The sequence below is a fragment of the Neorhizobium sp. PAMB6630 genome (assembly GCF_058242775.1).
Window position 1 is genome coordinate 1,197,610 of record NZ_CM177836.1, and the last position, 24,471, is coordinate 1,222,080.

19 protein-coding genes are annotated in these 24,471 nt (G+C 60.7%); 10 read left to right on the plus strand and 9 right to left on the minus strand.

The features are described 5' to 3' along the window. Positions 1 to 119: 119 nt before the first annotated feature. On the minus strand, positions 120 to 824 hold the full coding sequence (locus tag AC4CWF_RS05670; RefSeq protein ID WP_491284154.1) for a glutathione binding-like protein: 705 nt from the start codon (positions 822 to 824) through the stop codon (positions 120 to 122). Between the two features lie 384 nt (positions 825 to 1,208). On the opposite strand from AC4CWF_RS05670, the gene AC4CWF_RS05675 reads away from it, so the two are divergent. The 3 genes from AC4CWF_RS05675 (at position 1,209) to AC4CWF_RS05685 (ending at position 4,390) form a co-directional block, all read left to right on the plus strand. Next, on the plus strand, positions 1,209 to 2,273 hold the full coding sequence (locus AC4CWF_RS05675) for an LLM class flavin-dependent oxidoreductase (RefSeq protein ID WP_491284155.1): 1,065 nt from the start codon (positions 1,209 to 1,211) through the stop codon (positions 2,271 to 2,273). Between the two features lie 24 nt (positions 2,274 to 2,297). Next, the gene (map, locus tag AC4CWF_RS05680) at positions 2,298 to 3,053 is read left to right on the plus strand and encodes a type I methionyl aminopeptidase (protein ID WP_491284156.1); all 756 of its coding nucleotides are present in this window, start codon (positions 2,298 to 2,300) and stop codon (positions 3,051 to 3,053) included. A 152-nt stretch (positions 3,054 to 3,205) separates the two neighbouring features. After that, positions 3,206 to 4,390 (plus strand): YbfB/YjiJ family MFS transporter, encoded by a 1,185-nt coding sequence (locus AC4CWF_RS05685; protein ID WP_491284157.1) that lies wholly within the window; start codon positions 3,206 to 3,208, stop codon positions 4,388 to 4,390. 118 nt (positions 4,391 to 4,508) lie between these two features. Here AC4CWF_RS05685 and AC4CWF_RS05690 read toward each other — a convergent pair whose 3' ends face one another. Continuing rightward, positions 4,509 to 6,452 carry a methyl-accepting chemotaxis protein gene (locus AC4CWF_RS05690; protein ID WP_491284158.1) on the minus strand — a complete coding sequence of 648 codons (1,944 nt, stop codon included), beginning with the start codon at positions 6,450 to 6,452 and terminating at the stop codon, positions 4,509 to 4,511. Positions 6,453 to 6,823: 371 nt separating this feature from the next. Here AC4CWF_RS05690 and sbmA point away from each other — a divergent pair, with 371 nt between their 5' ends. After that, positions 6,824 to 8,104, plus strand: a complete 1,281-nt coding sequence (gene sbmA, locus AC4CWF_RS05695; RefSeq protein WP_491284159.1) for a peptide antibiotic transporter SbmA — start codon at positions 6,824 to 6,826, stop codon at positions 8,102 to 8,104. 70 nt (positions 8,105 to 8,174) lie between these two features. Here sbmA and AC4CWF_RS05700 read toward each other — a convergent pair whose 3' ends face one another. Beyond that, complete coding sequence (locus tag AC4CWF_RS05700) at positions 8,175 to 9,209, minus strand: polysaccharide deacetylase family protein (protein ID WP_491284160.1); 1,035 nt, start codon at positions 9,207 to 9,209, stop codon at positions 8,175 to 8,177. A 178-nt stretch (positions 9,210 to 9,387) separates the two neighbouring features. Here AC4CWF_RS05700 and AC4CWF_RS05705 point away from each other — a divergent pair, with 178 nt between their 5' ends. After that, entirely contained in the window at positions 9,388 to 10,059 is a 672-nt protein-coding gene (locus AC4CWF_RS05705; protein WP_491284161.1) for a tetratricopeptide repeat protein, read from the plus strand. A 59-nt stretch (positions 10,060 to 10,118) separates the two neighbouring features. Next, complete coding sequence (gene der / locus AC4CWF_RS05710) at positions 10,119 to 11,549, plus strand: ribosome biogenesis GTPase Der (protein ID WP_491284162.1); 1,431 nt, start codon at positions 10,119 to 10,121, stop codon at positions 11,547 to 11,549. 11 nt (positions 11,550 to 11,560) lie between these two features. Here der and AC4CWF_RS05715 read toward each other — a convergent pair whose 3' ends face one another. After that, positions 11,561 to 12,622, minus strand: coding sequence for a glycosyltransferase family 4 protein (locus AC4CWF_RS05715; RefSeq protein WP_491284163.1), 1,062 nt, complete (start codon positions 12,620 to 12,622; stop codon positions 11,561 to 11,563). A gap of 100 nt (positions 12,623 to 12,722) precedes the next feature. Continuing rightward, positions 12,723 to 13,634 (minus strand): sugar kinase, encoded by a 912-nt coding sequence (locus tag AC4CWF_RS05720; RefSeq protein WP_491284164.1) that lies wholly within the window; start codon positions 13,632 to 13,634, stop codon positions 12,723 to 12,725. A gap of 190 nt (positions 13,635 to 13,824) precedes the next feature. Between AC4CWF_RS05720 and bglA the strand changes: the two genes are divergently transcribed. Further along, positions 13,825 to 15,468, plus strand: coding sequence for a beta-galactosidase BglA (gene bglA, locus AC4CWF_RS05725; protein WP_491285237.1), 1,644 nt, complete (start codon positions 13,825 to 13,827; stop codon positions 15,466 to 15,468). A gap of 7 nt (positions 15,469 to 15,475) precedes the next feature. On the opposite strand, the gene AC4CWF_RS05730 is transcribed toward bglA, so the two are convergent. Beyond that, a complete protein-coding gene (locus AC4CWF_RS05730) occupies positions 15,476 to 16,408 on the minus strand; it encodes an AraC family transcriptional regulator (RefSeq protein WP_491284165.1) in 933 nt (310 codons plus the stop codon). A 429-nt stretch (positions 16,409 to 16,837) separates the two neighbouring features. Here AC4CWF_RS05730 and AC4CWF_RS05735 point away from each other — a divergent pair, with 429 nt between their 5' ends. Together AC4CWF_RS05735 and AC4CWF_RS05740 are read left to right on the plus strand one after the other, a co-directional pair. After that, positions 16,838 to 17,074 (plus strand): Atu4866 domain-containing protein, encoded by a 237-nt coding sequence (locus AC4CWF_RS05735; RefSeq protein WP_491284166.1) that lies wholly within the window; start codon positions 16,838 to 16,840, stop codon positions 17,072 to 17,074. A gap of 114 nt (positions 17,075 to 17,188) precedes the next feature. Then, the gene (locus AC4CWF_RS05740; protein WP_491284167.1) at positions 17,189 to 18,979 is read left to right on the plus strand and encodes a M23 family metallopeptidase; all 1,791 of its coding nucleotides are present in this window, start codon (positions 17,189 to 17,191) and stop codon (positions 18,977 to 18,979) included. Between the two features lie 24 nt (positions 18,980 to 19,003). On the opposite strand, the gene ade is transcribed toward AC4CWF_RS05740, so the two are convergent. Next, on the minus strand, positions 19,004 to 20,698 hold the full coding sequence (gene ade, locus AC4CWF_RS05745) for an adenine deaminase (RefSeq protein WP_491284168.1): 1,695 nt from the start codon (positions 20,696 to 20,698) through the stop codon (positions 19,004 to 19,006). Positions 20,699 to 21,069: 371 nt separating this feature from the next. On the opposite strand from ade, the gene corA reads away from it, so the two are divergent. Next, a complete protein-coding gene (gene corA, locus AC4CWF_RS05750; protein ID WP_491284169.1) occupies positions 21,070 to 22,083 on the plus strand; it encodes a magnesium/cobalt transporter CorA in 1,014 nt (337 codons plus the stop codon). A 380-nt stretch (positions 22,084 to 22,463) separates the two neighbouring features. Here the strand turns inward: corA and aptA are convergent, their stop codons facing one another. Further along, positions 22,464 to 23,792: an omega-aminotransferase AptA gene (aptA, locus tag AC4CWF_RS05755; RefSeq protein ID WP_491285239.1), complete on the minus strand. Its 1,329-nt coding sequence runs from the start codon at positions 23,790 to 23,792 to the stop codon at positions 22,464 to 22,466. Between the two features lie 314 nt (positions 23,793 to 24,106). Further along, positions 24,107 to 24,418 carry an ArsR/SmtB family transcription factor gene (locus tag AC4CWF_RS05760; RefSeq protein WP_491284170.1) on the minus strand — a complete coding sequence of 104 codons (312 nt, stop codon included), beginning with the start codon at positions 24,416 to 24,418 and terminating at the stop codon, positions 24,107 to 24,109. Positions 24,419 to 24,471: the final 53 nt, after the last annotated feature.

The window sequence follows — 24,471 nt, forward strand, 5'->3', positions numbered from 1 at the left end:
AATGCAGGGATCAACCCTTGTGAGCAGAACCTCACAAAGGGTTGATGACAGGTGTTCGGGTTTTGCCTCTGCGGCGGATGCGCCGCCGCAGAGATGAGCGAGAGGGCGTCCGTTGAGGATCAGGGGCGCGCGGGAATTTCGACGCCGCGCTGCACGGCAGGCCGCGCCATCACCCGTTCAAACCAGGCGGGCAAGGCGGTGAGTGTATCGAAACCGACGAGGTCGCCGGCGCCGTAAAAGCCCGTCAGCGCCCGGATCCAACCGACGATCGCGATATCTGCAATCGTATAGTCGTCGCCCATGATGAAGTCGCGGCCTGTCAGGCGCTGTTCGAGAACGCCCAGCAGCCGCTTGGTTTCGTTGAGGTAACGGTCACGCGGGCGCTTGTCTTCATAATCCTTGCCGGCAAACTTGTGGAAAAAGCCGAGCTGGCCGAACATCGGGCCGATGCCGCCCATCTGGAACATCACCCACTGGATGGTCTCGTAGCGCGCAGCGGCATCCGTCGGCAGGAACTGGCCGGTCTTATCCGCCAAATAGATGAGGATGGCGCCGGATTCAAACAGCGCCAGCGGCTTGCCGTCGGGACCGTTCGGGTCGAGGATCGCCGGGATCTTGCCGTTCGGGTTGAGCGACAGGAATTCCTCGCCCCATGTCTCGTTCTGGCCGATATTGATGAAATGCGGCTCATAGGGGAGGGCGGTTTCCTCCAGCATGATCGAGACCTTCACGCCGTTTGGCGTCGGCGTCGAATAAAGCTGCAGGATATCAAAATTCTGTGCCGGCCAGCGGCGGGTGATGGGGAAGCTGGAAAGATCGGCCATGGGAGGTCCTTCTCGAGGGGCTTTGATATCGTGACTATATCCCCACGCCATCACAATGCCAGCCATCCAGCACGGGCATCGGTTGACACAGTGTTTCACAGGTCGACGCCGCTTGGTCAATCACGACTTTCCTTTTCATTTCAGCAGGATGCCGCCGCGTATTGGTGCAGTGCTTCCGAATATATTGATTTTTCTCGGCTTTTTGAGATTCTCCGATGAGGTGCTTTGGAAGTTGAGTCCGTCTTCTGCGCCAAGTGCCTGAGCGAAGAGTCTTTTCCTTCTGCCTGCCATCCAGATTTTAGACGCCCGCCGTCGAAACTTTCGCCTTTGAGTTTAGCGGCCGCCTTTCTATCTAGGGTTCAAACGCAAATCATGGATATCACGATGGAACTTGGTCTTTACACCTTCGCGGACGTCGATCCGGCTATTGCAAGCGGCAGCCGCGGCGCAGATGCCGCCGTGCGCCTCAAACATCTGCTGGAGGAAATCGAGCTTGCCGATCAGGTGGGCCTCGACGTTTTTGGCCTCGGTGAACATCACCGTCCCGATTATGCCGTGTCCTCGCCCTCGACCGTTCTGGCCGCCGCTGCCGTAAAAACGAAAAACATCCGCCTGACGAGCGCGGTCTCCGTTCTGAGTTCGGATGATCCGATCCGGGTTTTTCAGCAGTTTGCCACCGTCGATCTTCTGTCGAATGGCCGCGCCGAGATCATGGCGGGGCGCGGATCCTTCATCGAATCCTATCCGCTGTTCGGTTATGACCTCAACGATTACGACCGGCTGTTTACCGAAAAGCTCGACCTGCTTTTAACGCTGCGCGACAACGAGATCGTCGAATGGGCGGGCGAGTTGCGCGCGCCGATCAACCGGCGCGGCGTTTATCCGCGCCCGCTTCAGCAAAAGCTGCCGGTGTGGATTGCCGTGGGCGGCACACCGCAATCGGTGGCGCGCGCCGGCGCCATGGGCCTGCCGCTCGCCATCGCCATCATCGGTGGCGAATACGCGCGTTTTGCGCCCTTCTTCGAGCTTTACCGCGAATCGGCCCGCCGCGCCGGTCAGGATGCCACAAAGCTGAAGACGAGCATCAACGTGCATGGCTTCATTGCCGATACGACTGAAGCGGCCGCCGACCAGTTCTACGGTCCGCAGGCCGCCGTGATGGACCGCATCGGCCGCGAGCGTGGCTGGGGCCCCACCAACCGTGCCCAGTATGACCGCGCCCGCTCCGCGCCCGGCAATCTCTTCGTCGGCGATCCGGAATCCGTGGCGGAAAAGATCGTGGCTGCCCACAAGGTTTTTGGCAATGACCGCCTGCTGATCCAGATGGCCATCGGCCTGATGCCGCATGAGCAGATCATGCGCGGCATCGAGCTGTTTGGCACCAAGGTGGCGCCGCTGGTCAGAAAAGCGTTGACGCCTGCGCAGGATGGCGCGAAACCGGCGGCCTGAAAAAGCTGCCCGGGAAAACATGGCATGATCGTTTCCAATGAGACCGAACTCGACAAGCTGAAAGCGATTGGCCGTCTTTGCGCGCACACCGTCAACACCATGGCGAAAGCGCTGGAACCGGGCATTACCACGGCCGAACTCGATCTCATCGGGCGAAAGGTGCTGGAGGATGCCGGCGCGCAGTCTGCGCCGGAATTCTGCTACCAGTTTCCCGGCGCCACCTGCATCAGTGTCAATGAGGAAGTGGCGCACGGTATTCCGGGCGAACGGGTTATCCGTGCCGGTGATCTCGTCAACATCGATGTGTCGGCCGTCAAGGACGGGTTTTTCGGCGATACCGGCTCATCCTTTGCCGTGCCGCCGGTCAAGCGCGACATCGAACGGCTGGTGCGCGATGGCCGTCGCGCCTTGTGGACCGGCCTTCAGCAGGTGAAGACCGGCAAGCCGATTGCCAGCATCGGCAATGCCATCGGCACCTTTGCCGCCAAGAACCGCTATACGCTGATCACCAACCTCGCCAGCCACGGCGTTGGCCGCTCCCTGCATGAGGAGCCGACGGAAGTGCCGACCTGGCCCGATGCCGACGAAAGCCGCGTGATGGAGGAGGGAATGGTGTTTACCGTCGAACCCTTCCTGTCGCTGGGTGCCAACTGGGCCGAAGACGCTGGCAATGGCGATCCCTGGACGCTTTACGGCGATCCCAAGGCACCGACCGTGCAGTTCGAACACACCATCGTCGTCACCCGCAACGGGCCGCTGATCCTGACGCTTGCCGATTGAGCGTGTCGATTGCGGCTGGCCGCACCACCTTTGTCGCCCAAGCCAGTTCGACCGGCATGAGCGGCCGGTGCTTCAGGGCCATCAGCAAAACTAATTGATGCGATGCAAAATGCGCGTTTGTCGCAACGCATCAATGCTGCGATAGAGGCTTGATGTTGGCAGAAGACAAGAACGTCAATCCCGTCATGGCCGGTCTTGCCGGCGGCCTTGCCATGGCCGCCGCCATGGGGTTTGGCCGATTTTTCTATACGCCAGTGCTTCCGGGCATGATGAGCGGCCTGCCGTTGTCGGCCGCCGATGCCGGGCTGATCGCGGCCGGTAATTTTGCCGGTTACCTCGTCGGCGCCATGCTGTCGGCCTATGGCTGGGCGGCAGGGCGTGAACGCGCAGTTGCTCTTGCAGGGCTGTTTTCGACAGCACTTCTGCTGGCGGCGATGGCTGTTACGTCATCGGTTCCGCTGTTTATCCTGATCCGATTCCTGGCGGGCATGGCCAGCGCACTTGCGATGATTTTCACATCCTCGGTCGTGCTGCCCTATGCGGCAGGCAGGGTGGAAGTGCAGGCCCTGCATTTCGGCGGTGTAGGCGTTGGCATTGCATCTTCGGCTCTCGTCGCCTTCCTCATCAATGGGCTTGCCGGTGATGGCGCGCATGGCTGGCGCTGGAACTGGCTGGCCGGCGCGTTGTTGGTGGCTACGGCCACTTTTCTGATCGCCCGTTTCCTGCCGCGCCCTGTTGCGGGCCATGGTGCGGTTGCGGAACCCCCGATCGCCTGGACACGGCCACTGGTCCTGCTGACGGCATCCTATGGCCTTTTCGGTTTTGGTTACGTGGTGACCGCAACCTTCCTCGTTACAATTGCCCGGCTTGCGGCAGCGGGCCCGGTGGTGGAATTTTCCGCCTGGTTCGTCACGGGAACGGCGGCGGCCTTGTCGCTCTTCGTCTGGCGCGGCGGGGTTGCGCGGTTTGGAATGGCCTGGATCTATCTGGCCTGTCTTTGCATCGAAGCGATCGGCGTGTTTGCCTCTGTCGGGCTTGCCCCGATGACGGGAACGCTGATCGGCGGGCTGCTGCTCGGCCTGACCTTCATGACGGTGACGGCCTATGGCCTGCAGATTGCAAGACAACTTGCGCCACAGAGCCCGCGCCGGGCGCTTGCCTTCATGACGGTCGCCTTTGGTATCGGGCAGACCGTTGGGCCCCTGGTGGCCGGCTGGGCGGCTGAGTGGAGCGGCAGTTTTACGCTGGCATCCGTGATTGCGGCCCTGGTGCTGCTGCTCTCCGGGTTGCTGGTGCTGCCGGTGGCCATCGATCCGGCTTTGCGCGCCGGTCGGTGAATTGCTAAAAATTAAGGGACGCGAGCCTTTGCCGCGTCCCCTTTGGTTTATCTCTTAACGGTCCGCTCGATGCCAGGCCGGTCAGTTATCCGCCGGTCTGGCAAGGGTGTCGGAACGATCAGAACTCGGTCCAGCTTTCCTGCGACACCGCAACGGCGGCATTGCCGGAAAATGCGCCGGCAAGCTTGCGGCCAAGGGCGCGCGCCGGCGAGGGAGCTGGCGCATGGCTTGCGCGTGCCGGCGTGGGTGTTGCCACGGCGTTTGCCATGCCGGCGCCCTGCAGCTTGAACTGCGTCAGCAACTGGTTGAGCGAGGATACTTCGCGCGCCAAGCTGTGACTTGCGGCGGTGGATTCCTCCACCATCGCAGCGTTCTTTTGCGTGTCCTGGTCCATCTGGTTGACGGCCGTATTGATCTGCTGGAGTCCGGACGACTGTTCCTGCGCCGAATCGACGATGGCGCTGACGTGCTGGTTGATCTCCTGCACCTCCGCGACAATCGTCTGCAGGGCCTTGCCGGTCTCGCCGACGAGGTTCACACCTTCGGCAACCTGGGTGTTCGACGTGTTGATCAGCGCCTTGATCTCCTTGGCAGCCTTTGCCGAGCGCTGCGCCAGTTCACGCACTTCCTGCGCAACCACGGCAAAGCCCTTGCCGGCTTCCCCGGCACGCGCCGCTTCGACACCGGCATTCAGCGCAAGCAGGTTCGTCTGGAAGGCGATTTCGTCGATGACGCCGATGATGTTGGAAATCTCGCTGGACGAGGTTTCGATCTTGCCCATGGCAATCACCGCACGGCGCACGATTTCGCCTGACGTTTCAGCCCCTGTGCGGGTACGCGCCACAAGCTGGCCGGCCTCCTGCGCGCGACGGGTGGAATCGCGAACCGTGGTGGTGATCTGCTCGAGAGCTGCGGCTGTTTCCTCCACAGAGGCTGCCTGCTGTTCGGTGCGTTTTGCCAGATCGTCGGCTGCCGCCTTGATCTCGTTGGCACCGGCATCGATGCCGCGGGCATTTTCCGCGACCTGTACCAGCGTCGATTGCAGCTTGTCTGCCGAGCGGTTGAAATCGTGCCGGACCTGGTCCAGCGTTTCGGCAAAGCCGTCATGGATGCGGTAGGTCACATCGCCATCGGACAGGTGCGAAAGACCGGCTGCCAGGTTGTCTACGGCAAACTTCACCTCGGCGGCTTCCTTGGCGCGCTCGGCATCGCGTTCGATGCGCTCCTTTTCAGACAGGCTGCGCGTGGAATCCGCTTCCTGCGCCAGACGATGGCGCTCGATCGCATTGTCGCGGAATACGGCAACGGCGGCGGCCATCTGGCCCACTTCGTCACGCCGGTCGAGACCATCGATCGCCTCATCCGTCTTGCCATCGGCAAGCGTTATCATCCGGGCGCGAAGCCGGCTTATCGGCTGGATGATGCCGCGGGAGGCCACCAGTAGCGATACGGAAAAAATGGCGGTAAACAGCAGGCCAATGGCAAGAAGCGTCGTCAGAATTGTCGATTGGGTGCGGCTCGACAGACCGGCGGAGGCGTCGTTCAGCGACTTCAGAGTGGCATTGTTGGAATCGCGCAAATTATTGCGCCAGGACCGGATGTCGGGGTTGATATTGACGAGAACGGCTTTTGCTTCCGCCTGTTTGCCTTGGTTTGCAAGGGTAACGGCCTTGTGCAGCTCGAGGTAGATTGCGCGGGCGCTGCCGGCAAAGCGATCGATATCCGTCGCATTCTCAGGCGTCAGCGACTTGGCCCGCTCCAGACGGCGAAAAAGCGTGGCCTCACCCTCGCTGAAATCGTCCATCGGATTGAGGCGCGACACCGTCTCGGCGTCCAGCGAGGCCATCTGGTAGGCGGCATTGGTGGAGGCGACGAGCGAGGTGGTCGACCGGAACATCTCCATGGCCGAGACCATGTCTTCGGTCATAAACGCAGAATACTGCACGTCGCTGTCATGGTAACTGTTTGCCATCAGGCCGATGCCGGCGATGCCGACAATGCCGATCGAGGCGACCAGTGACAAGATTTTGGTTCGAATGGGAGTATTCTTCAAGAAAGACAAATCAACACCTCATGGGAGGGGGCGATCCGTTTCTTCCCCGCGTCGGAAGTGGTCGGACATATCAAATGAGCGAAGCCATGGCGCGGAAAAAGCCTGATCATCAGGCCCGTGAATGCGTCACAGTGTCATGTTTTGCGATTGCTATAGCGTTAATTTTTGTATTCAGAACCCATAATTCCGACCAATATGTCGGTTTACAATTTTCGGTTGCTCCACTCGTGTGACACGCCACAGCAAGGTTTGTCGCCTCAACTCTTACATTTCCTCCACATTCCACGGGCGCCATTGCCGCCCCTTGTGAACTGGCATAGTTTCGCCGTCCACAGCTGGCAGCATCAGTGCCAGATCCGCATCAAGGGAAGTTCGTTTCCGTGTTCCATTCCTTCTTTCCCAAACCCAAGCTGTTTTTCACCTCGGCCGCGCTCTGGACGCTGGTCTGTATCCTCGTCTGGTATACGGTGGGCCCGCAGGTCGGTGCCGCCATCGGCCTGCCGCCTTTGGCTGAAGGGCAGACCCCGCCGGTGGGTCTCGGGTTCTTCTTCACCTCCGACAATCTTTGGTTCTATCTCTATTTCACCATCTTCGTCGGTCTGTTCGGTCTGGCCTGGAAAGTGATCGCCCGCGGCCATCCCTGGCTTAACTGGTCGGTCTGGGGCTCGGCCTTCATCATCTTCATTGCCTATTTCAGTGTGCAGATCTCGGTCGCCCTCAACAACTGGCGCGGACCTTTCTTCGACCTGTTCCAAAAGGCGCTGAATGGCGATGGCACGGTCACGGCAGGTCAGCTCTATGCGTTGCAACTGCGGTTTCTCGAAATCGGCATGGTCGGTGTGACGCTTTCCGTCGTGACGGCGTTTTTTACCAGCCACTATGTCTTTCGCTGGCGCCAGGCGATGAACGATTTTTACCTGTCGAAGTGGGACAAGTTGCGTCACATCGAAGGCGCCTCGCAGCGTGTGCAGGAAGACACGATGCGGTTTGCCAATATCCTGGAAGGGCTCGGCGTCGCGCTGATCAACTCCGTGATGACGCTGGTCGTCTTTTTGCCGATCCTGTTTCGCATGTCTGAACATGTCAGCGAATTGCCGATCCTCGGCGTCGTGCCGCATGCGCTGTTCTGGCTGGCCATCGGCTGGTCTCTGTTCGGAACAGCACTTCTGATGATTGCCGGAATCAAGCTTCCTGGCTTGAATTTCCGCAATCAGCGCGTCGAGGCAGCCTTCCGAAAAGAGCTGGTCTATGGCGAAGACCATGCCGATCGTGCCCAGCCCGTTACCGTGCGCGAACTCTTCACGAATGTGCGGAAAAACTATTTCCGCATGTACTGGCACTATACGTATTTCAACATCGCCCGCTTCGGTTACGGCCAGCTCGATGCAATCTTCCTGACTGTGATCCTCATCCCGACGGTCGTTGCCGGCCGGATCACCATGGGCCTCTGGCAGCAGATCGCCACGGCATTTGGCGAAGTCACCAACAGCTTCCAGTATCTTGTCAGCTACTGGTCAACCATCATCGAGCTTCTGTCCATCCACAAGCGCCTCAAAGCCTTTGAAGCCGCCATCGATGACAAGCCGCTGCCGGAAATCGATCAGCGTTACCTGAAGCGCGAGGCCGAGGGCGGCGAGATCGAGGCGGACCGTCCTTATTGAGGGGCAAGCCTTTGACGGCACAACAACCCTTTAAACCGCATCGGGAAACCGGTGCGGTTTTTTCTGGGCGTTAGAGCCCCGATGCATCCCGTTCGGCGTGTCCGGGTGCAGCCGCCGGATCAGCCTTCTGAAGTGCTGCCATCGCCTCGCCATAGGTGACGCAGGCGACATCTTGCATGGGGCAGATTTCCGCGGCGAGCCGGTCGAGCGCCCGCCAATAGGCGCCGCCGTTCATCAGCACGAAATGAAAGCCGAGTTGCAGAGGAATGCGCTCGCCCGCGTATTGCGCATCAAACGCCTTGCGAAAAGCCTGGTAGGCGCGCTCCTCGAACTCCGCCGAGCGGCTGGGGTTTTCGACGCCGGCGGAATGGCGGATGAAGAGGTTATAGTCCATGGCGATGATGTTGCGCTGTTCCGGCCCTTCCGGAATGAGCGGCAGGCCAAAATTGACGACGCCGTTTTCACGGCGCGGCAGCATGGGGCCCTTGGTCACGCCGCTGGCATCATAGGCAAAACCTTGGGCTTGTTCCGCCTCGTTCAGCGGCTCACTGGTTGACAGATAAGGCGCGCGAAACCCTTTTATGCCGGCAATGAAGGGCCGCCAGCCCTCCGGTTCGCGGTCGCCGGCATCAAGATCGCTCCAGGCGGAGGTGAGCACCGAGCGGAAGTTTGTCATTTCCTCCCGCCACTCCGCGCTCGACCACTGCCGCCCGTCAAAATGGCCGCAGGTGTGGCTGGCGATTTCATGGCCTTCCAGATGAGCGTTCCAGATGTGGTCGAGCCGCGTGCGCGCCTCGTCCGCCGTCTGGGCAAAGCCGATATTCGAGCGCCCGGCCTTCTGCCCCGGCCCCTGATAGGTTTTTGCCCGGGCGCGATCGATGACCAGCGTGCAGGAGAGGAAATAGGTGAAATGCGCGTTCACCCGTTTTGCCATCGCGCGGCTTTTCTCCCAGAGCGCATTGTTGCCGGCGCCATCGAAGGAAATCATCACCAGCTGCTTCGGCTTTTCCCCGGCGAAAACGAGCGAGACCGAAAGAAGCAGGCTGGCAAGCGTTGCAACGGGACGAAGGCATGGACTGGCTTTGGGGCGGTCAGAAATCGGCAAGATGAAAACCTGTCTGGCAATGCAAATTGCGTCTTCTGCTGAGCGAATGCGGCAATCGTTGGAAGAAAGAGGCATCAACTCTGCGCGTGACGTTGCAATCCACCCCTTACATCCCGGGAAAAATAGGTTAGAAGGCAGGCTTTCGAGTTGAAGGGCCGCCGTTCGGCCGGAGTTTGGCATGGTACAGGACAACGACAGCTTTATCCGCGAAGTCAACGACGAGCTGCGTTCCGAGCAGTTCAGCGGTGCCTGGAAGCGGTTCCGTTATGTCATCATGGGCGTGGCTGTTCTGATCTTGGTCGGCACGGCCGGATATCGCGGTTATGAATACTGGCACAGCCATAATTCCTCGCAGTATGGCGATCAGTTCCTGGCAGCGCTGAACCTTGCCAAGGCCAACAAGCCGGACGAGGCAATTGCAGCCTTTGCGGCGCTTGAAAAAGACGGCAGCGGTTCTTATCCGGTGCTGGCGCGCCTGCGCTCGGCAACGCTTCTGTCTGAAAAAGGCGATGTGGCCGGTGCCGTTTCCGCCTTTGATGCGGTTGCCAAGGATAATAGCGTACCTGAAGTCATCCGCGACGTGGCGCGCGTGCGCGCCGGCTGGCTGCTGATCGATGGCGGAACCTATGATCAGGTCTCGGAGCAGGTGGAAGTCATGGCAACGCCCGGCCATGCGCTGCGCCACTCGGCGCGCGAGGCGCTTGGCCTTGCCGCTTACAAGGCCGGCGATATGGCGAAAGCCAAGGAATGGTTCCAGCAGATTGCAGGCGACGCGCAATCGCCGCGCAATATTGCCAACCGCGCCCAGATCATGCTCGATACGATTGCGGCAACCGGCAAGGCTGCCTGAACCAACACGACACGATTTAAGACAAAACAACAAGACAAAGCCCGGAAAGGGATCCACCCATGAGCTTCACAGTCGCCATCGTCGGGCGTCCGAATGTCGGCAAGTCCACGCTGTTCAACCGGCTGGTGGGCAAGAAGCTTGCGCTGGTGGATGATACGCCGGGCGTTACCCGCGACCGTCGTCCGGGTGATGCAAAGCTCATCGACCTGCGTTTCACCATCATCGATACCGCTGGCCTTGAAGAGGCCGGCCCCGAGACGTTGCAGGGCCGCATGCGCGCCCAGACGGAAGCAGCCATCGACGAGGCGGATCTGTCGCTCTTCGTGGTCGATGCCAAATCCGGCCTCACACAGGTTGACCAGACGCTGGGCGAAATGCTGCGCCGTCGCGGCAAGCCTGTCGTGCTCGTGGCTAACAAATCCGAAGCGCGCGGCTCCGATGGCGGTTTCTACGATGCCTTCACGCTCGGCCTTGGCGATCCCGTGCCGATTTCGGCCGAACACGGCCAGGGCATGATCGACTTGCGCGATGCCATCGTCGAGGCCATTGGCCCGGAAATGGCGTTTGGCGACGAGGATGACGAAGCCGAAACCAATGTCGATCTGCGCGGCCTGTCCGCCGATGGTGAAGACATCGACGACGAGTTCGAGCCGGCTTATGACGAAACGAAGCCTCTGCGCGTGGCGATCGTCGGGCGCCCGAATGCCGGAAAATCGACGCTGATTAACCGCTTCCTCGGCGAAGACCGGCTGCTGACCGGCCCGGAAGCCGGCATTACCCGCGACAGCATTTCCGTCGAATGGGACTGGCGCGGTCGCACCATCAAGATGTTCGACACCGCCGGCATGCGCCGCAAGGCCCGCGTGCAGGAAAAGCTCGAAAAGCTGTCGGTTGCCGATGCGCTGCGCGCCATCCGCTTTGCCGAAACCGTGGTTATCGTGTTCGATGCCACGATCCCGTTCGAAAAACAGGACCTGCAGATCGTCGATCTGGTGCTGCGCGAAGGCCGCGCCGCCGTGCTCGCCTTCAACAAGTGGGATCTGGTGGAAGATACGCAGGCGCTGCTGGCGGAGCTTCGCGAAAAGACCGAGCGGCTTTTGCCGCAGGCGCGTGGCATCCGCGCCGTGCCGATGTCTGGCCAGACCGGTTACGGCCTCGAAAAGCTGATGCAGAACATCATCGACACCGATATGGTGTGGAACAAGCGCATTTCGACAGCCAAGCTCAACCGCTGGCTGGATACGGTGCAGGTCCAGCATCCGCCACCGGCCGTGTCCGGCCGTCGCCTGAAGCTCAAATACATGACGCAGGTGAAAGCCCGCCCGCCGGCCTTCATGATTTCCTGCACGCGTCCTGATTCGGTGCCGGAATCCTACCTGCGTTATCTCACGAACGGCCTGCGCGCCGATTTCGCCATGCCGGGCGTTCCGATCCGCATTCACCTGCGTGCTTCGGAAAACCCGTTCGAGAACAAGCGCAAGAAGCGCTGATCTCTTCTGGCTCAAGAGGGCAGGGCGCGAAACCCGTTGCGTGGCAGCGGCAGGCGCTTGCGCCCTTGCGCGATCAGCACATTGTTGAGGAACTGTTTTGACGCGGCTTCCCAGGTGAAATCGCGCGCCAGCCGCCGTGCGTTTTCACGCGGGCAATCGAGCGCCTCCAGGCAGGCGAGGCGCAGGTCGTCGTTGAGAGCACCGGCGCCACTGCCTTCGGCAATAATGTCGATCGGCCCCGTCACCGGAAAGGCCGCCACCGGCACGCCGCTGGCGAGCGCTTCGAGGATCGTATTTCCAAAGGTGTCGGTCTTTGAGGAAAACACAAAAACATCCGCCTGCGCATAGGCGCGCGCAAGGTCTTCACCCGTCTTCATGCCGGTAAACAGCACATGCGGATAACGCCGCTGCAACTCCTCGCGCTCCGGCCCGTCACCGACAACCACCTTGGAACCCGGCAGGTCGAGATCGAGGAAGGCCGGCAGGTTCTTTTCCACCGCAATGCGGCTTACCGTCATGAAGATCGGGCGGGGCAGGCCAAACGGGGTTGCTTCCTGCGGCATCGGGTGAAACTGCGCCTGGTCTATGCCGCGGCTCCAGCGCAGCAGGTTTTTGAGGCCGAGCTTTGACAATTCCCGCTCAAGGCTTGCGGTCGCCACCATGCAGCCATTGCCGGCATTGTGGAACCAGCGCACGAAGGCGCGCAGCCAGCGGATCGGCACAGGAAAACGCGCCGCCACATATTCAGGAAAACGGGTGTGGTAACTGGTGGAAAATGGCAGGTTGTTTTTGAGGCACCAGCGGCGGGCGAGAAGTCCGAGCGGTCCCTCGGTTGCGATATGCACCGATGTCGGCCCGAATTTTTCGATGGCGCGGGCAACGGCCGCATAACTTGCGACCGATAGCCGGATTTCCGGATAGGTGGGGCAGGGAACGCTTGTAAACTCCTGCGGCGTGATCATCGATACCTCGATGCCCATGCGCGTCAGTTCGCGATTGGTGTTTTCGATGGAGCGCACAACGCCGTTTACCTGCGGATACCAGGCGTCGGTGACGATGGTGATCTTGGTCATGTCCTGCGCAGGCCCCTTGTGCCGATGCGCGATCAGACTCGCGCGTTGCGGGCGTCTCTGCGGTTTCTATCGACCAGATTTGTTACAGGGGAATGTCAGGTCACTCCGGCAGGAGTGCGTGGTCGATCAGTGCGCCGTGGTGGCCGATGACGACGGAGGCGATGGCGGCGCCGTGGGCGGCTGATTCGGCGCTGGATGCGCCGGTCATCAGTTTTGCCAGGAAACCGGCGTTGAAACTGTCGCCGGCGCTTGTTGTGTCCACCAGCTTTTCCGGCGTGATGGCTGGCACGAACACCGTCTGCTCGCCTTCCGCCACCGTTGCGCCCTGCGCGCCGTTTTTCACCACGATGGTTTCGGCGCCGAGAGAGCGGTAGCGCTCAATGGTGGCAGCCACATTGGCATCGTCGAAATGGGCCGCTTCATCGTCAAAGCTTGGCAGCACGATGGAGGCGGCGCGGGCGCCGGCGCTGATCGTGTCGAGCATGCGAAGGCGGTCGCTCCAGAGACGCGGGCGGATGTTCGGGTCGAATGCCACCGTTTTTCCGGCAGCGCGTGCGCGGCGCAGTTCCGAAAGCAGGGTTTCAGCCCCAGATGCTCCAAGGATCGCAAGCGTGATGCCGGAGAAATAGATAAGGTCGGCGCTTTCGATTGCCTGCCTCAGGTGGTCGGCGTCGTCGGCCAGAAGTTTTGCCGCCGACGTATCGCGCCAGTAGCTGAACGTCCGTTCGCCATCCTTCAGTGTGATGAGATAGAGGCCGGGCGTGCGCCCCGGTATCCGGCGAATGGCCCCGGTTCCGATGTGTGCCTTTTCCATGAAGGCGAGCATTTCATCCGACAGCGGGTCGTCGCCAAGGCCGGTCAGATAATCCACCTGCCAGTCCTCAGGAAGGGCGGCGCGCAGGTACCAGGCGGTGTTGAACGTGTCGCCGGCAAAGCCCTTGCGCAAAAGTCCCTGGCCGGCCTGGGCCAGTTCCACCATGCATTCGCCGATCGAAAGAACCCGCTTTGCCATCCCATTCCCTCCATGACACTGTTCGGCAATAGGCTGAAGAGGCGACCAAGGCAAGAGCCGGGCGTGTGCGAAGCCACGGGTTTGACACGGTTCTTTGTCTTTCTGAGGCGCGTCGCCCTTTGTCTTTTCAAATAAGGCGACTAGGTTGTCGGTGAACAGGACATCGAAGGAGTGAAAGACGCAAATGGCGATGCTAACGGCACAGAAGGGCGATGCGAACTGGTGGCGCGGCGCGGTGATCTATCAGGTCTACCCGCGGTCGTTTCAGGATACGACGGGCGATGGTATCGGGGATATCAAGGGCATTACCGCGCGTCTGCCGTATATCGCCTCGCTCGGCGTCGACGGGATCTGGCTGTCGCCCTTCTTCACCTCGCCCATGGCCGATATGGGCTATGACGTGGCTGACTATTGCAATGTCGATCCGATGTTCGGAACGCTTGCCGATTTCGATGCCATGATGGCCGAATGCGAACGCCTCGGCCTCAAGGTCATCATTGACCAGGTCATTTCCCACACGTCCGACCAGCATCCCTGGTTTGTCGAGAGCCGGTCGAGCCGCAGCAATCCGCGCGCCGACTGGTACATCTGGGCCGATCCGAAGCCGGATGGTACGGCACCCAACAACTGGCTCTCCATCTTCGGCGGTCCCGGCTGGGAATGGGATGGCGTGCGCAAGCAATATTACATGCACAATTTCCTCGGCTCGCAGCCGGATCTCAATTTTCACAATCCGGATGTGCAGGATGCGATGCTGGGCACGGTGAAATTCTGGCTGGACCGCGGCGTCCACGGGTTTCGCCTCGATACCGTCAACTACTATTTCCACGACCAACAGCTGCGCAACAATCCGCCAATGGTCTACGACCCGCATTCGACCGGGCTGGAAACAGACACCAATCCTTATTCGATGCAGCACCACCTCTATGACAAGAGCCAGCCGGAAAACATCGAGTTCCTGAAGCGCCTGCGCGCGCTGCTCGACGAATACGATTGCCGCACGACGGTCGGTGAAGTCGGCGATGGCGATCGGTCGCTGACGACACTTGCCATCTATACCAGCGGCAATGACAAGCTGCACATGTGTTATACGTTCGACCTGCTCAGCCCACGGTTCACTGCAGAACATATTCGCGGCGTGGTGTCGAAGTGCCAGGAAATCGTCACCAACGGCTGGGTCTGCTGGGCGTTTTCCAATCATGACGTGGTGCGCCATGTGACACGTTTCATGGAAAATGCCGGTGAGCGGGAAGCGGTGGCAAAGCTGGCGATCAGTGTGCTGTCGACGCTTCGCGGCTCCATCTGCCTCTATCAGGGTGAGGAACTGGGCTTGCCGGAAGCCGAGCTTGCCTTTGAGGATCTGCGTGACCCCTACGGCATCCGCTTCTGGCCGGCCTTCAAGGGCCGCGACGGATGCCGCACGCCGATGGTCTGGGATGTCGACAAGCCGCTCGCCGGTTTCAGTGAGGGCAACAAGGCCTGGCTGCCGGTGCCTTCAGAGCATCAGACGCTTGCCGTCAACGGGCAGGAGAATGACGAAAACTCCGTGCTGAACCACTATCGCCGCACGCTTGCCTTCCGCAAGCAGCATCCGGTGCTGCTGGATGGCGACATGACCTTCCTCGAAACCAAGGCGGATCTTCTGGCCTTTGTGCGTGAAAAGGCCGGCGAGCGGCTGCTCTTCGTGTTCAATCTCACGCGCGCGCCGCTGGATTTCCCGCTGCCGGCGGCCATGACCGGCTGCACGCCGCAGCCGATGCCCGGTTACGATCCGGCGGTCACGGACGCGGTCGTAAAGCTTGGCGCGCTCGACGTGTTCTGCGCAAGGCTCTGACGTTCACTCACGCGGAGGCCGGCGCATAACGCGCCGGCTCCGTCTTCAGGCGTGATACGTCCTGAATGGGCGGCGCGCCAAACAGGCGTCGATATTCGCGGCTGAACTGCGAGGGACTGTCATAACCGACGCGGTGGGCAGCACTTGCCGCATCCAGCGCTTCCGAGAGAATCAGCCGACGCGCCTCCTGAAGCCGAAGCTGTTTCTGGTATTGCAGCGGGCTCATGGCGGTCACTTCGCGAAAGTGCTCGTGGAGCGAGGACGTGCTCATGCGTGCTTCCTCGGCCACCCGTTCGACGCTGAACGGCTTGTCGAAATTCTGGCGGATCCAGGCGATGGCGCGATTGACCTGCGAAAGCCGGCTTTCCGGCATCAGCATGCGCCGCAGTTTCTCGCCCTGGTCACCGCGCATCAGCCGGTAGAGCAGTTCGCGTTCGGCAAGCGGTGCCAGAAACGGAATATCCTCCGGCGTATCGAGCAAGCGCACCAGCCGAACGGCGGCATCGAGAAGCTGCGGATCGCTGCGTCCGAGGCAGAGCGCCTTGCCGCAGCTTTTTGTATAGGGCGGGAAGGCCTGGCCGACAGGGGCTTTCGGCATCACCTCCATCATCATGGCGCTGAGGGCGGTCAGATCCAGGTCAAGCCGCAGACTGAGATAGGGTTTTTCCGCTGTCGCCTCGATCACCTGTCCGGTAATCGGCAGGTCGGCAGAGGCGATCAGGTGGCGCGCCGGGCCGTATTCGAACACTTCTTCGGCCAGCAGAACCTGCTTCGTGCCCTGCGCGATGATGCAGAGCGATGGTTGCTGCACGCCGGGTGCCGGTTCGGTTTCCCTGGAGAGCCGCACCAGCGACAGGCGCGGGATGGCCGTCGCCACCATGCCTTCGCTATCGGTGTGTTGTGCAATAAGGGCTGCCAGATCGTTCAGTCGGTGCATCATCTTCTTATCCGATAATCCCGCAATTCCCGCGCCTTGCCGCGCGTTCTGTGATTTCACACCTACCAGCCCGCTCGTTTTCCGGAAAGAGCCTTCGGCGAACTTCCGGATTTTTGTGCAATCATGGCGGAGTCCTGATCTACCGCCCCGGGCTCTGTCTCCGCCATATTCGGTCCTGCAAGACACGAACAAACGGTTATCCCGAAGAAAGGAGACGGAAATGCGCAATTTCCAGCGGCTGCTTGAAAGCCCGGTGACATGGTTGATGGATTGGCTGGATCGGTCGAGGCAGACCTATCGCAGATCCGTCGCACGGCGGCGGGATAAGGACCTGCGTCGCAGATATATGAACGGCTGAGCCCGTTTCAAAGCGCCGGCGGCAATTTGGGTCGCCGGCCGCCCCTTTTCACACAATCCGACAAGGAGATCACGATGGCGTCTCACCGATATACGGGCCTCTGGGTCACCCAGGATGGCCATGTGCGCCATGCGCTTTTGCCGAACGGGCGTTATGTGGAGGCCCGCGGCAATCGTGAAGGGGCCTACCAGGGCCGTTACGAAATCAACGGCGACCACATTGCCTACAAGGACGATACGGGCTTCACCGCCGATGGCGAATTCCGCAAGGACGTGCTCTACCATGCCGGCATGGTTTTGATGCGCGACTGAAGCGGGTCAAAGCCTGCTTTGCCTGTTGGAAGCGGCACGTAAAATCTGCCGCGACACATTTTCGCCATGGAACCTGATAACGTCGCGTCACGGGTTTCACGAGGGCATTGGCGAATGGCGGTCTCGGCACTGCGCGCATCTACGCAGGCGGATGGGTTTGGTGTCATCCATCCCGCGCATACCGTCATCCGGTTTTCGTTTGTCAGCCATTGGCGCATCACGCTGGCGCTTGTGCTGCTGGCCGTCGCGTCCATCTGCCTGCTCGGCGAATGTATGGTCTTTGCCACGGCAAGTGCTGCTTTCCCGCCGAAATCGGTCGTCTGGAGAGCGCCGCGCCGCCAGCCGGTCAGCACGCCGAAACAGGGCAGGGTGTGGATGCCGGTTTTGGCCGAGACACCGAAGCTCGACCTCATCGAGCGGATGAGCGACGGATCCTTTGCCCGCTCCGCCTATTTCGATGTGTCGCTCGATCTTGCCGAAGACGCGGATCAGGCCAAAGCAGGTCCCCTTCAGGCCTACCAGGAGCAGCCCTCCCACGCCGATCCATTCGATCTGGTGATACGGCCACCGGCAAGCGAGACCGCGCTGGTTGCGGCCCCTGCACCAAAATCGACACGGGTTGCCAAGTCGGCCCGGCCTGTTCCTGTGCGGGGTGAACCGATCAATGTCAGCATTGCCGCGCCGTTGAAGCCAGCCTCGAAAATCCGCCGGCTGGTATCGCTGCCGGCGCGCGAAGAGCCGCTGCGCAATATCGAAGGCGCCGTTGACGTGCCGGAGGCCGAGTTTGCAAGTCTTGCCCGCGAGCTTGGCACTGACAGCGTCAAGCCCGGCGAGGAGCTGGATATGCTCGTCGAGGATACCGCCACCGGGGATACGCAGATCGTTTTTGCCCGCCATGTCTCGCCCCGCAAGGGCGAAAGGCTGCTTGCCCGCCTCGATAGCGGTCATTTCCGCACGACGGCCGAACGTCATCTCTATGACCGGCTGGTGGCCGAGGCTGCGGCGGGTGAAGCCTCGGCCGCCACAAAACCTGCGCCGCGCCCGCAGGAGGCGCGGGATCTTGGCCGGGCCGCGTCGGCTTATCCAAAGCTTGCAGACCATCTCGCGCGCGGCAAGGTGCCCTCCACGGTCGGCCTGCAGGTGGTGGAACTGTTGAAGGCCAACAATATCCGCTGGTCGAAATCCGATGACATGCCCATCCTTGACGTGGTGTTCCGCAAGGGCGAGGACGGTGGCGATGAACTGGTTTCGATCACCCTGCATGAGGGCGAGACAGAGCGGCATTTCTATCGTTATCAATCCACTGAGGACGGACAGACCGAGTTTTTCGATCATGAAGGCCGCTCCGTCTCCAAGAGCCTGATGCACAAGCCGGTCTCTGCCGGCCAGCAGGGCGATGGTTTCGGCTGGCGCGTTCATCCCATCCTGCAGGTGAAGAAGTTTCACAACGGCGTGGATTTCAGGGCGCCCAAGGGGTCCCCCATCGTTGCCGCCGGCGATGGCGTGGTGGAGAAGATTTCCTGGGAAGACGGGTATGGCAAGTTCGTACGCATCCGCCACGATGGCGGTTATGAAACCACCTATGCCCATATCGATGGAACGCCGAAGGACCTGAAGGTCGGCCAGCGTGTCGCTCAAGGGCAGGTGATTGCTTATGTCGGCTCCACCGGCCTTTCCACCGGCCCGCATCTTTATTACGAACTGCGCGTCGGCAATACCTATGAGGACCCGACCAAGGCGCAGATGCCGGCCGGCACCGTGCTGCGCGGCCGCGCGCTGGATGAGTTTCACCGGCAGGTGGCGCATGTGGAAGCCATTACCCAGGCGATCAAGACGACGGCCACATCCGCGGCCGAAGCCGTGGCTCATGCGCTGACGCCGGATAGGGAACGCGGACCGCAATAAGCGACCCGCCGTGACGGTCGCGGCCTATGCCAGAAGCATGAACTTGTCCACGTCCACCATGCCCTTGTCGGAAATCTTGAGATGCGGAATGACCGGCAGCGGCAGGAAAGCCACCTGCAGAAACGGTTCTGCAAGCGTGGTGCCGAGCGCGTAGGCCGCCTTGCGCAGGTCCGTCAGTGTGTCGCGCACGCTCTCATAAGGCTCAAGGCTCATCAGGCCGGCAAGCGGCAGCGCGATCTCGCCGGTCACCTTGCCATCCTCGACAACGACGAAGCCGCCGCGGATGTCTGACAGCCGGTTGGCCGCCAGCGCCATGTCGTCTTCGCTGACGCCGACGACGCAGATATTGTGGCTGTCATGGCCGACGGTGGAGGCGATGGCGCCCTTCTTCAACCCGAACCCCTGCACGAAGCCGTTGGCATGGTTGCCGTTCTTGCCATGCCGCTCGATGACGGCGACCTTGATGATGTCGTTTGCAAGATCGACCGTCGTCTGGTTGCCGGAGGAGGGCAGGCGGTAACGGCGGTGTTCGGTGATGATCTTTCCCGGCAGCACGCCGATGACAGGTTGTTCTTCGGTCTTTACCGGCACGGCGAAATCCGCCGCCTTGACGATGCGTGCCTTGACGCTGTCGAGCCCGACCGGTTCGACGGGCAGGCGGGTCGCAAACAGTTCAGCCGTGACGCGGCGGCCGGCTGAAAACACCATCTCGGCCTTGCAGTTTTCAAGACTGTCGACCACCACCAGATCCGCCCGCCAGCCGGGGGCCACAAGGCCGCGGTCGCGAAGACCGAAGGCGCGGGCGGCGGAAATGGAGGCGGCGCGGTAAATCGCCAGCGGCTCCACACCATGGGCGATGGCGGTACGGATCATGAAATCCAGATGGCCTTCCTCGGCGATGTCGAGCGGGTTTCGGTCATCGGTGCAGAGTGCGAGATAAGGCGACAGGCGCTCGGTAATGATCGGCATCAGCGCGTGCAGGTCCTTCGATACGGAGCCTTCGCGCACCAGGATATGCATGCCTTTGCGGATTTTTTCCATCGCCTCTTCGGCGCTTGTGGCCTCATGTTCGGTGCGGATGCCGGCGGAGAGGTAACCGTTGAGGCCATGGCCGAGGAGCAGCGGTGCATGGCCATCGATATGGCCGCCCTGGAAGGCTTCGAGCTTGGCCATGCAGATCGGATCCTTGTGGATCACACCCGGGAAATTCATGAACTCGGCAAGGCCGATGACCTTTGGATGGTCGCGAAACGGCAGCAGGCGTTCGATCGGCAGATCGGCGCCGGCGGTTTCCAGATGCGTGGCCGGCACGCAGGAGGAAAGCTGCACGCGGATATCCATGATCGTCTGCTCGGCCGAATCGAGGAAGAACTGGATGCCCTCCGTGCCGATGACATTGGCGATCTCGTGCGGATCGCAGATCACGGTTGTAACGCCATAAGGCAGCACGCAGCGGTCGAACTCGTGCGGCGTCACCAGCGAGCTTTCGATATGCAGATGCGTATCGATGAAGCCCGGCACGACGATTTTGCCGGAAATGTCGATTTCCTCGACGCCCTCGTAGGCTTCGCAGGTGCCGACGATGGTATCACCGCAAAGCGCAATATCGGAAGCCACCAGTTCGCCGGTCACCAGATCGAAGAAGCGGCCACCCTTCAGGACGATATCGGCCTTCACCCGTCCGGTGCCCTGATCGATGCGGTTTTCCAGATGGCTCATGGCTTGTCACACTCCGATTGCTTTGTTCCAGCCAGTCTATCCGGCCTTGGCCCGCATTGGAACGCAAAAGCCCGCACAGTCCCCAGACGCTGCCTTTGACGGGTGGTGGACAGCGCTGCAAGGCCATGATCCGAAATGATGTTTGGCCCTTTTCGCTCGGGGGTTCCCTACTCGAAAACCTTCGTCTCATTTTGGCTTGACGCACTGCAAAAACGGGGCCATGGGAAAGGTGTGATGAGCAATTCATCCCATCCAAGGACCCCGATCATGGACCCCGACAGTCGATTGTCGACATCAAAGACTGAGACCCGCCGGTAAGGATGCTGCATCCGCTCCGGAACGGGTTTTTAAAAGCCCCGAAGGAGCCACTCATGCTGCGTATCTATGGACGCGATGCTGACCGCCTGATCCTGCGCGATGCAAACCCCGCAGTTCCATCCGACATCACGCCCCCGGACGCGACCCCGGCACCTCAGCCTGTGTGGTTCGACCTGATTTCCCCGTCGCTGGAGGAAACCGCACGGGTGCAGGCCGAGCTTGGCATTCTCCTGCCGACACGCGACGAGATGGAGGAGATCGAGCTGTCCGCCCGCCTGTATCAGGAGGACGGCGCCGAGTTCATGACCATGACGGCGCTGACCAAGCTGGATGGCGAGGAGCCGATGAAAACGCCTGTTACCTTCGTGCTGAAGGGGCCGACGCTGGTGACGGTGCGCCATGCCGAACCAAAACCCTTCACGATCTTCTGCAACCGTGCCCTGCGCTCCAACGGCCAGACCTATGGCGGCGGCGACGAGATCATGCTGGGCCTGATCGAGGCGATCATCGACCGGCTGGCGGATGTGCTGGAGCGGATCGGCAACGAGATCGATGGCATTTCGCGCGAAGTGTTTCGTGGCAAGTCCGGAACTGTCAGCAAGAAGACACAGGATCTGCAATCGCTGATCGATCAGCTCGGCCAGAAGGGCGATTTTCTGAGCAGCGTGCGCGAAAGCCTCGTCAGCATTTCCCGGCTTGTGGCCTATCACGCAGCGCTGGAAAGCCCGCAGCGCAAGCCGAGCAAGGAAACGCGCCAGATGGTGAAGCTTCTGCAGCGCGATGCCCTGTCGCTTGGTGACCACGCCACGTTTTTGAACGGCAAGATCAATTTCCTGCTGGATGCGACGCTTGGCCTGATCAATCTCGAACAGAACCAGATCATCAAGATCTTCACCGTCGCCTCGGTGGTCTTCCTGCCGCCGACGCTGGTCGCATCCGTCTACGGCATGAACTTTGCCATGATGCCGGAGCTGAACTGGTCTCTGGGATACCCTTGGGCGGTTCTGCTGATGGTCGCCTCCGCCGCGCTGCCGTTTTATTACTTCAAGCGTCGCGGCTGGCTCTGACAGCCTATTCCATAATTCCCTCTGGCGGGCTGCAAATGGCAATTTCTGCGCTTCCGGTGCTCACGTACATTAAGTACGCTCCGCTCCGGTTCTCGAAATTACCATTTTCGCCTCGCCAGAGAAAATTCTTGAACAGGCTGTCCTGTCTCACACCGAAAACGCCGCGTGAAAAATCACGCGGCGTCAGTTTGTTGACAAACCTGTCTCCCACCGCGACGTCATCCTCGGCCTTGTGCCGAGGATCTACTAAGATCCAATAAAATCAAACGTGTAGATGCTCGGGACAGGCCCGAGCATGACGGAAGGAAGCTGAAAGCCCTTTGTCAGCAGTCTGACGCCGCGTGAAAAAATCATGCGGCGTTCTGCTTTGAGGTCAAGCCTCAGATATTGTTGTTGATGATCTCGCGCAGCTTGCCGAAGATTTCGTCGATATGGTGTTTCTCGACGATCAGCGGCGGCGACATGGCAATGATGTCGCCGGTGGTGCGGATCAGCAGGCCATCGTCATAAGCCTTCAGGAAGGCGTTGAAGGCGCGTTTGGTCGGCTCGCCGGCGATAGGATCGAGTTCGATGGCGCCGATGAGGCCGAGATTGCGGATGTCGATGACGTTCTTGCAATCCTTCAGCGAATGCAGGCCGTCTTCCCAATAGGAGGCGATGTCGGCGGCGCGTTCGAACAGGCCTTCTTCCTTGTAGGTGTCGAGCGTGGCAAGCGCTGCGGCGGACGCGATCGGGTTGCCGGAATAGGTATAGCCGTGGAAGAACTCGATCATGTGTTCCGGGCCGTTCATGAAGGCATCATGGATTTCGGCGGTGACGAACACGGCGCCCATCGGGATGACGCCATTGGTCAGGCCCTTGGCGGTGACCATGATATCCGGCTTCACACCGAAATACTGCGAGGCGAACGGCGTGCCGAGACGGCCGTAACCGGTGATGACCTCATCGAAGATCAACAGGATGCCATGCTTGGTGCAGATGTCGCGCAGCTTCTGCAGATAACCCTTCGGCGGAATGAGAACGCCGGTGGAGCCTGCAACCGGTTCGACGATCACGGCGGCAACGGTGGAGGCGTCATGCAGGGTGACGATGCGTTCCAGTTCGGTTGCGAGATCGCCGCCCACTTCGGGCTCGCCGCGGGTAAACGTATTCTGGCCGGGCAGGTGCGTGTGCGGCATATGGTCGACGCCTGTCAAAAGCGTGCCGAACATTTTTCGGTTGGAGACGATGCCGCCCACCGAAATGCCGCCGAAATTAACGCCGTGATAACCGCGCTCGCGCCCGATCAACCGGAACTTCGCGCCGTTGCCCTTGGCGCGATGGTAGGCGATGGCAACCTTCAGTGCCGTATCGACCGATTCGGAACCGGAATTGGTGTAGAGAACATGGTCGAGCCCATCAGGCGCGATATCGACCAGACGGTTTGCCAGTTCGAAAGCCTTCGGGTGGCCAAGCTGGAAGGCCGGCGCATAATCGAGTTCACCGGCCTGTTCGCGGATGGCCTCGGTGATTTTCGGGCGGCAGTGACCGGCGTTGACACACCACAGGCCCGCCGTCGCGTCCAGCACCTGACGGCCGTCATGCGTCGTGTAATGCATGTCCTTGGCACCGACGAACAGGCGCGGTTCTTTCTTGAACTGGCGGTTCGCCGTAAAAGGCATCCAGAACGCCCGCAAGTCGTTGGGGGCGGTATTCAGGCGGTTCGACATCATGATCTCCATGGCCTGTCAGAGCGGGGGCCAGTACCCGGCCGGCAGCCCTCTGGCCACTGGCGACACTGCGCCCAAGTTACCAAGCGCGTCACCGCCGTCAAGCCGCGTTTGCAGGCGCAAGCTTGGTCTCCCACGGCATAAATTTGATGGTCTGTCGTCGGTCACGGAAAGGCGGGCGCAATGGCCGAAACTCTACCATCGAGGCGAAAGAGCGCGGCCGATAAAACGCGCGCAACAACGGCAGGGGAGCAAAATTTTTGCCCGGCTCCCCGCCTTTTTTGATCTTTTTCAGCCGGATGTCAGCGCTGTCATCAGGCCGCAGATTTAGCCGGCTCGGGCTCGCAATAAAGGGTCTCGAGCGTTTCGAGAACTTTCATCACCGATTCGGCCGAGCTGGAATAATAGATCGTCTGCGCATCGCGGCGCGTGTTGACCAGCTTCTGCGCGCGCAGTTTGGAAAGATGCTGCGACAGGGCGGACTGGCTGAGACCGACCTTCGTCGCCAGCGCCCCCACGGCAACCTCGCCCTTGACCAGGCAGCATAAAATCATAAGCCGTTTCGGATTGGCCATTGCAGACAACAAATTTGCTGCTGCAGCCGAATGCTCAGTGAGTGGCATCATCTCTTTGTTCCTCAGTCGTCCCCTAGCAATCGTAACCGGCCGTGGCTGGTAAC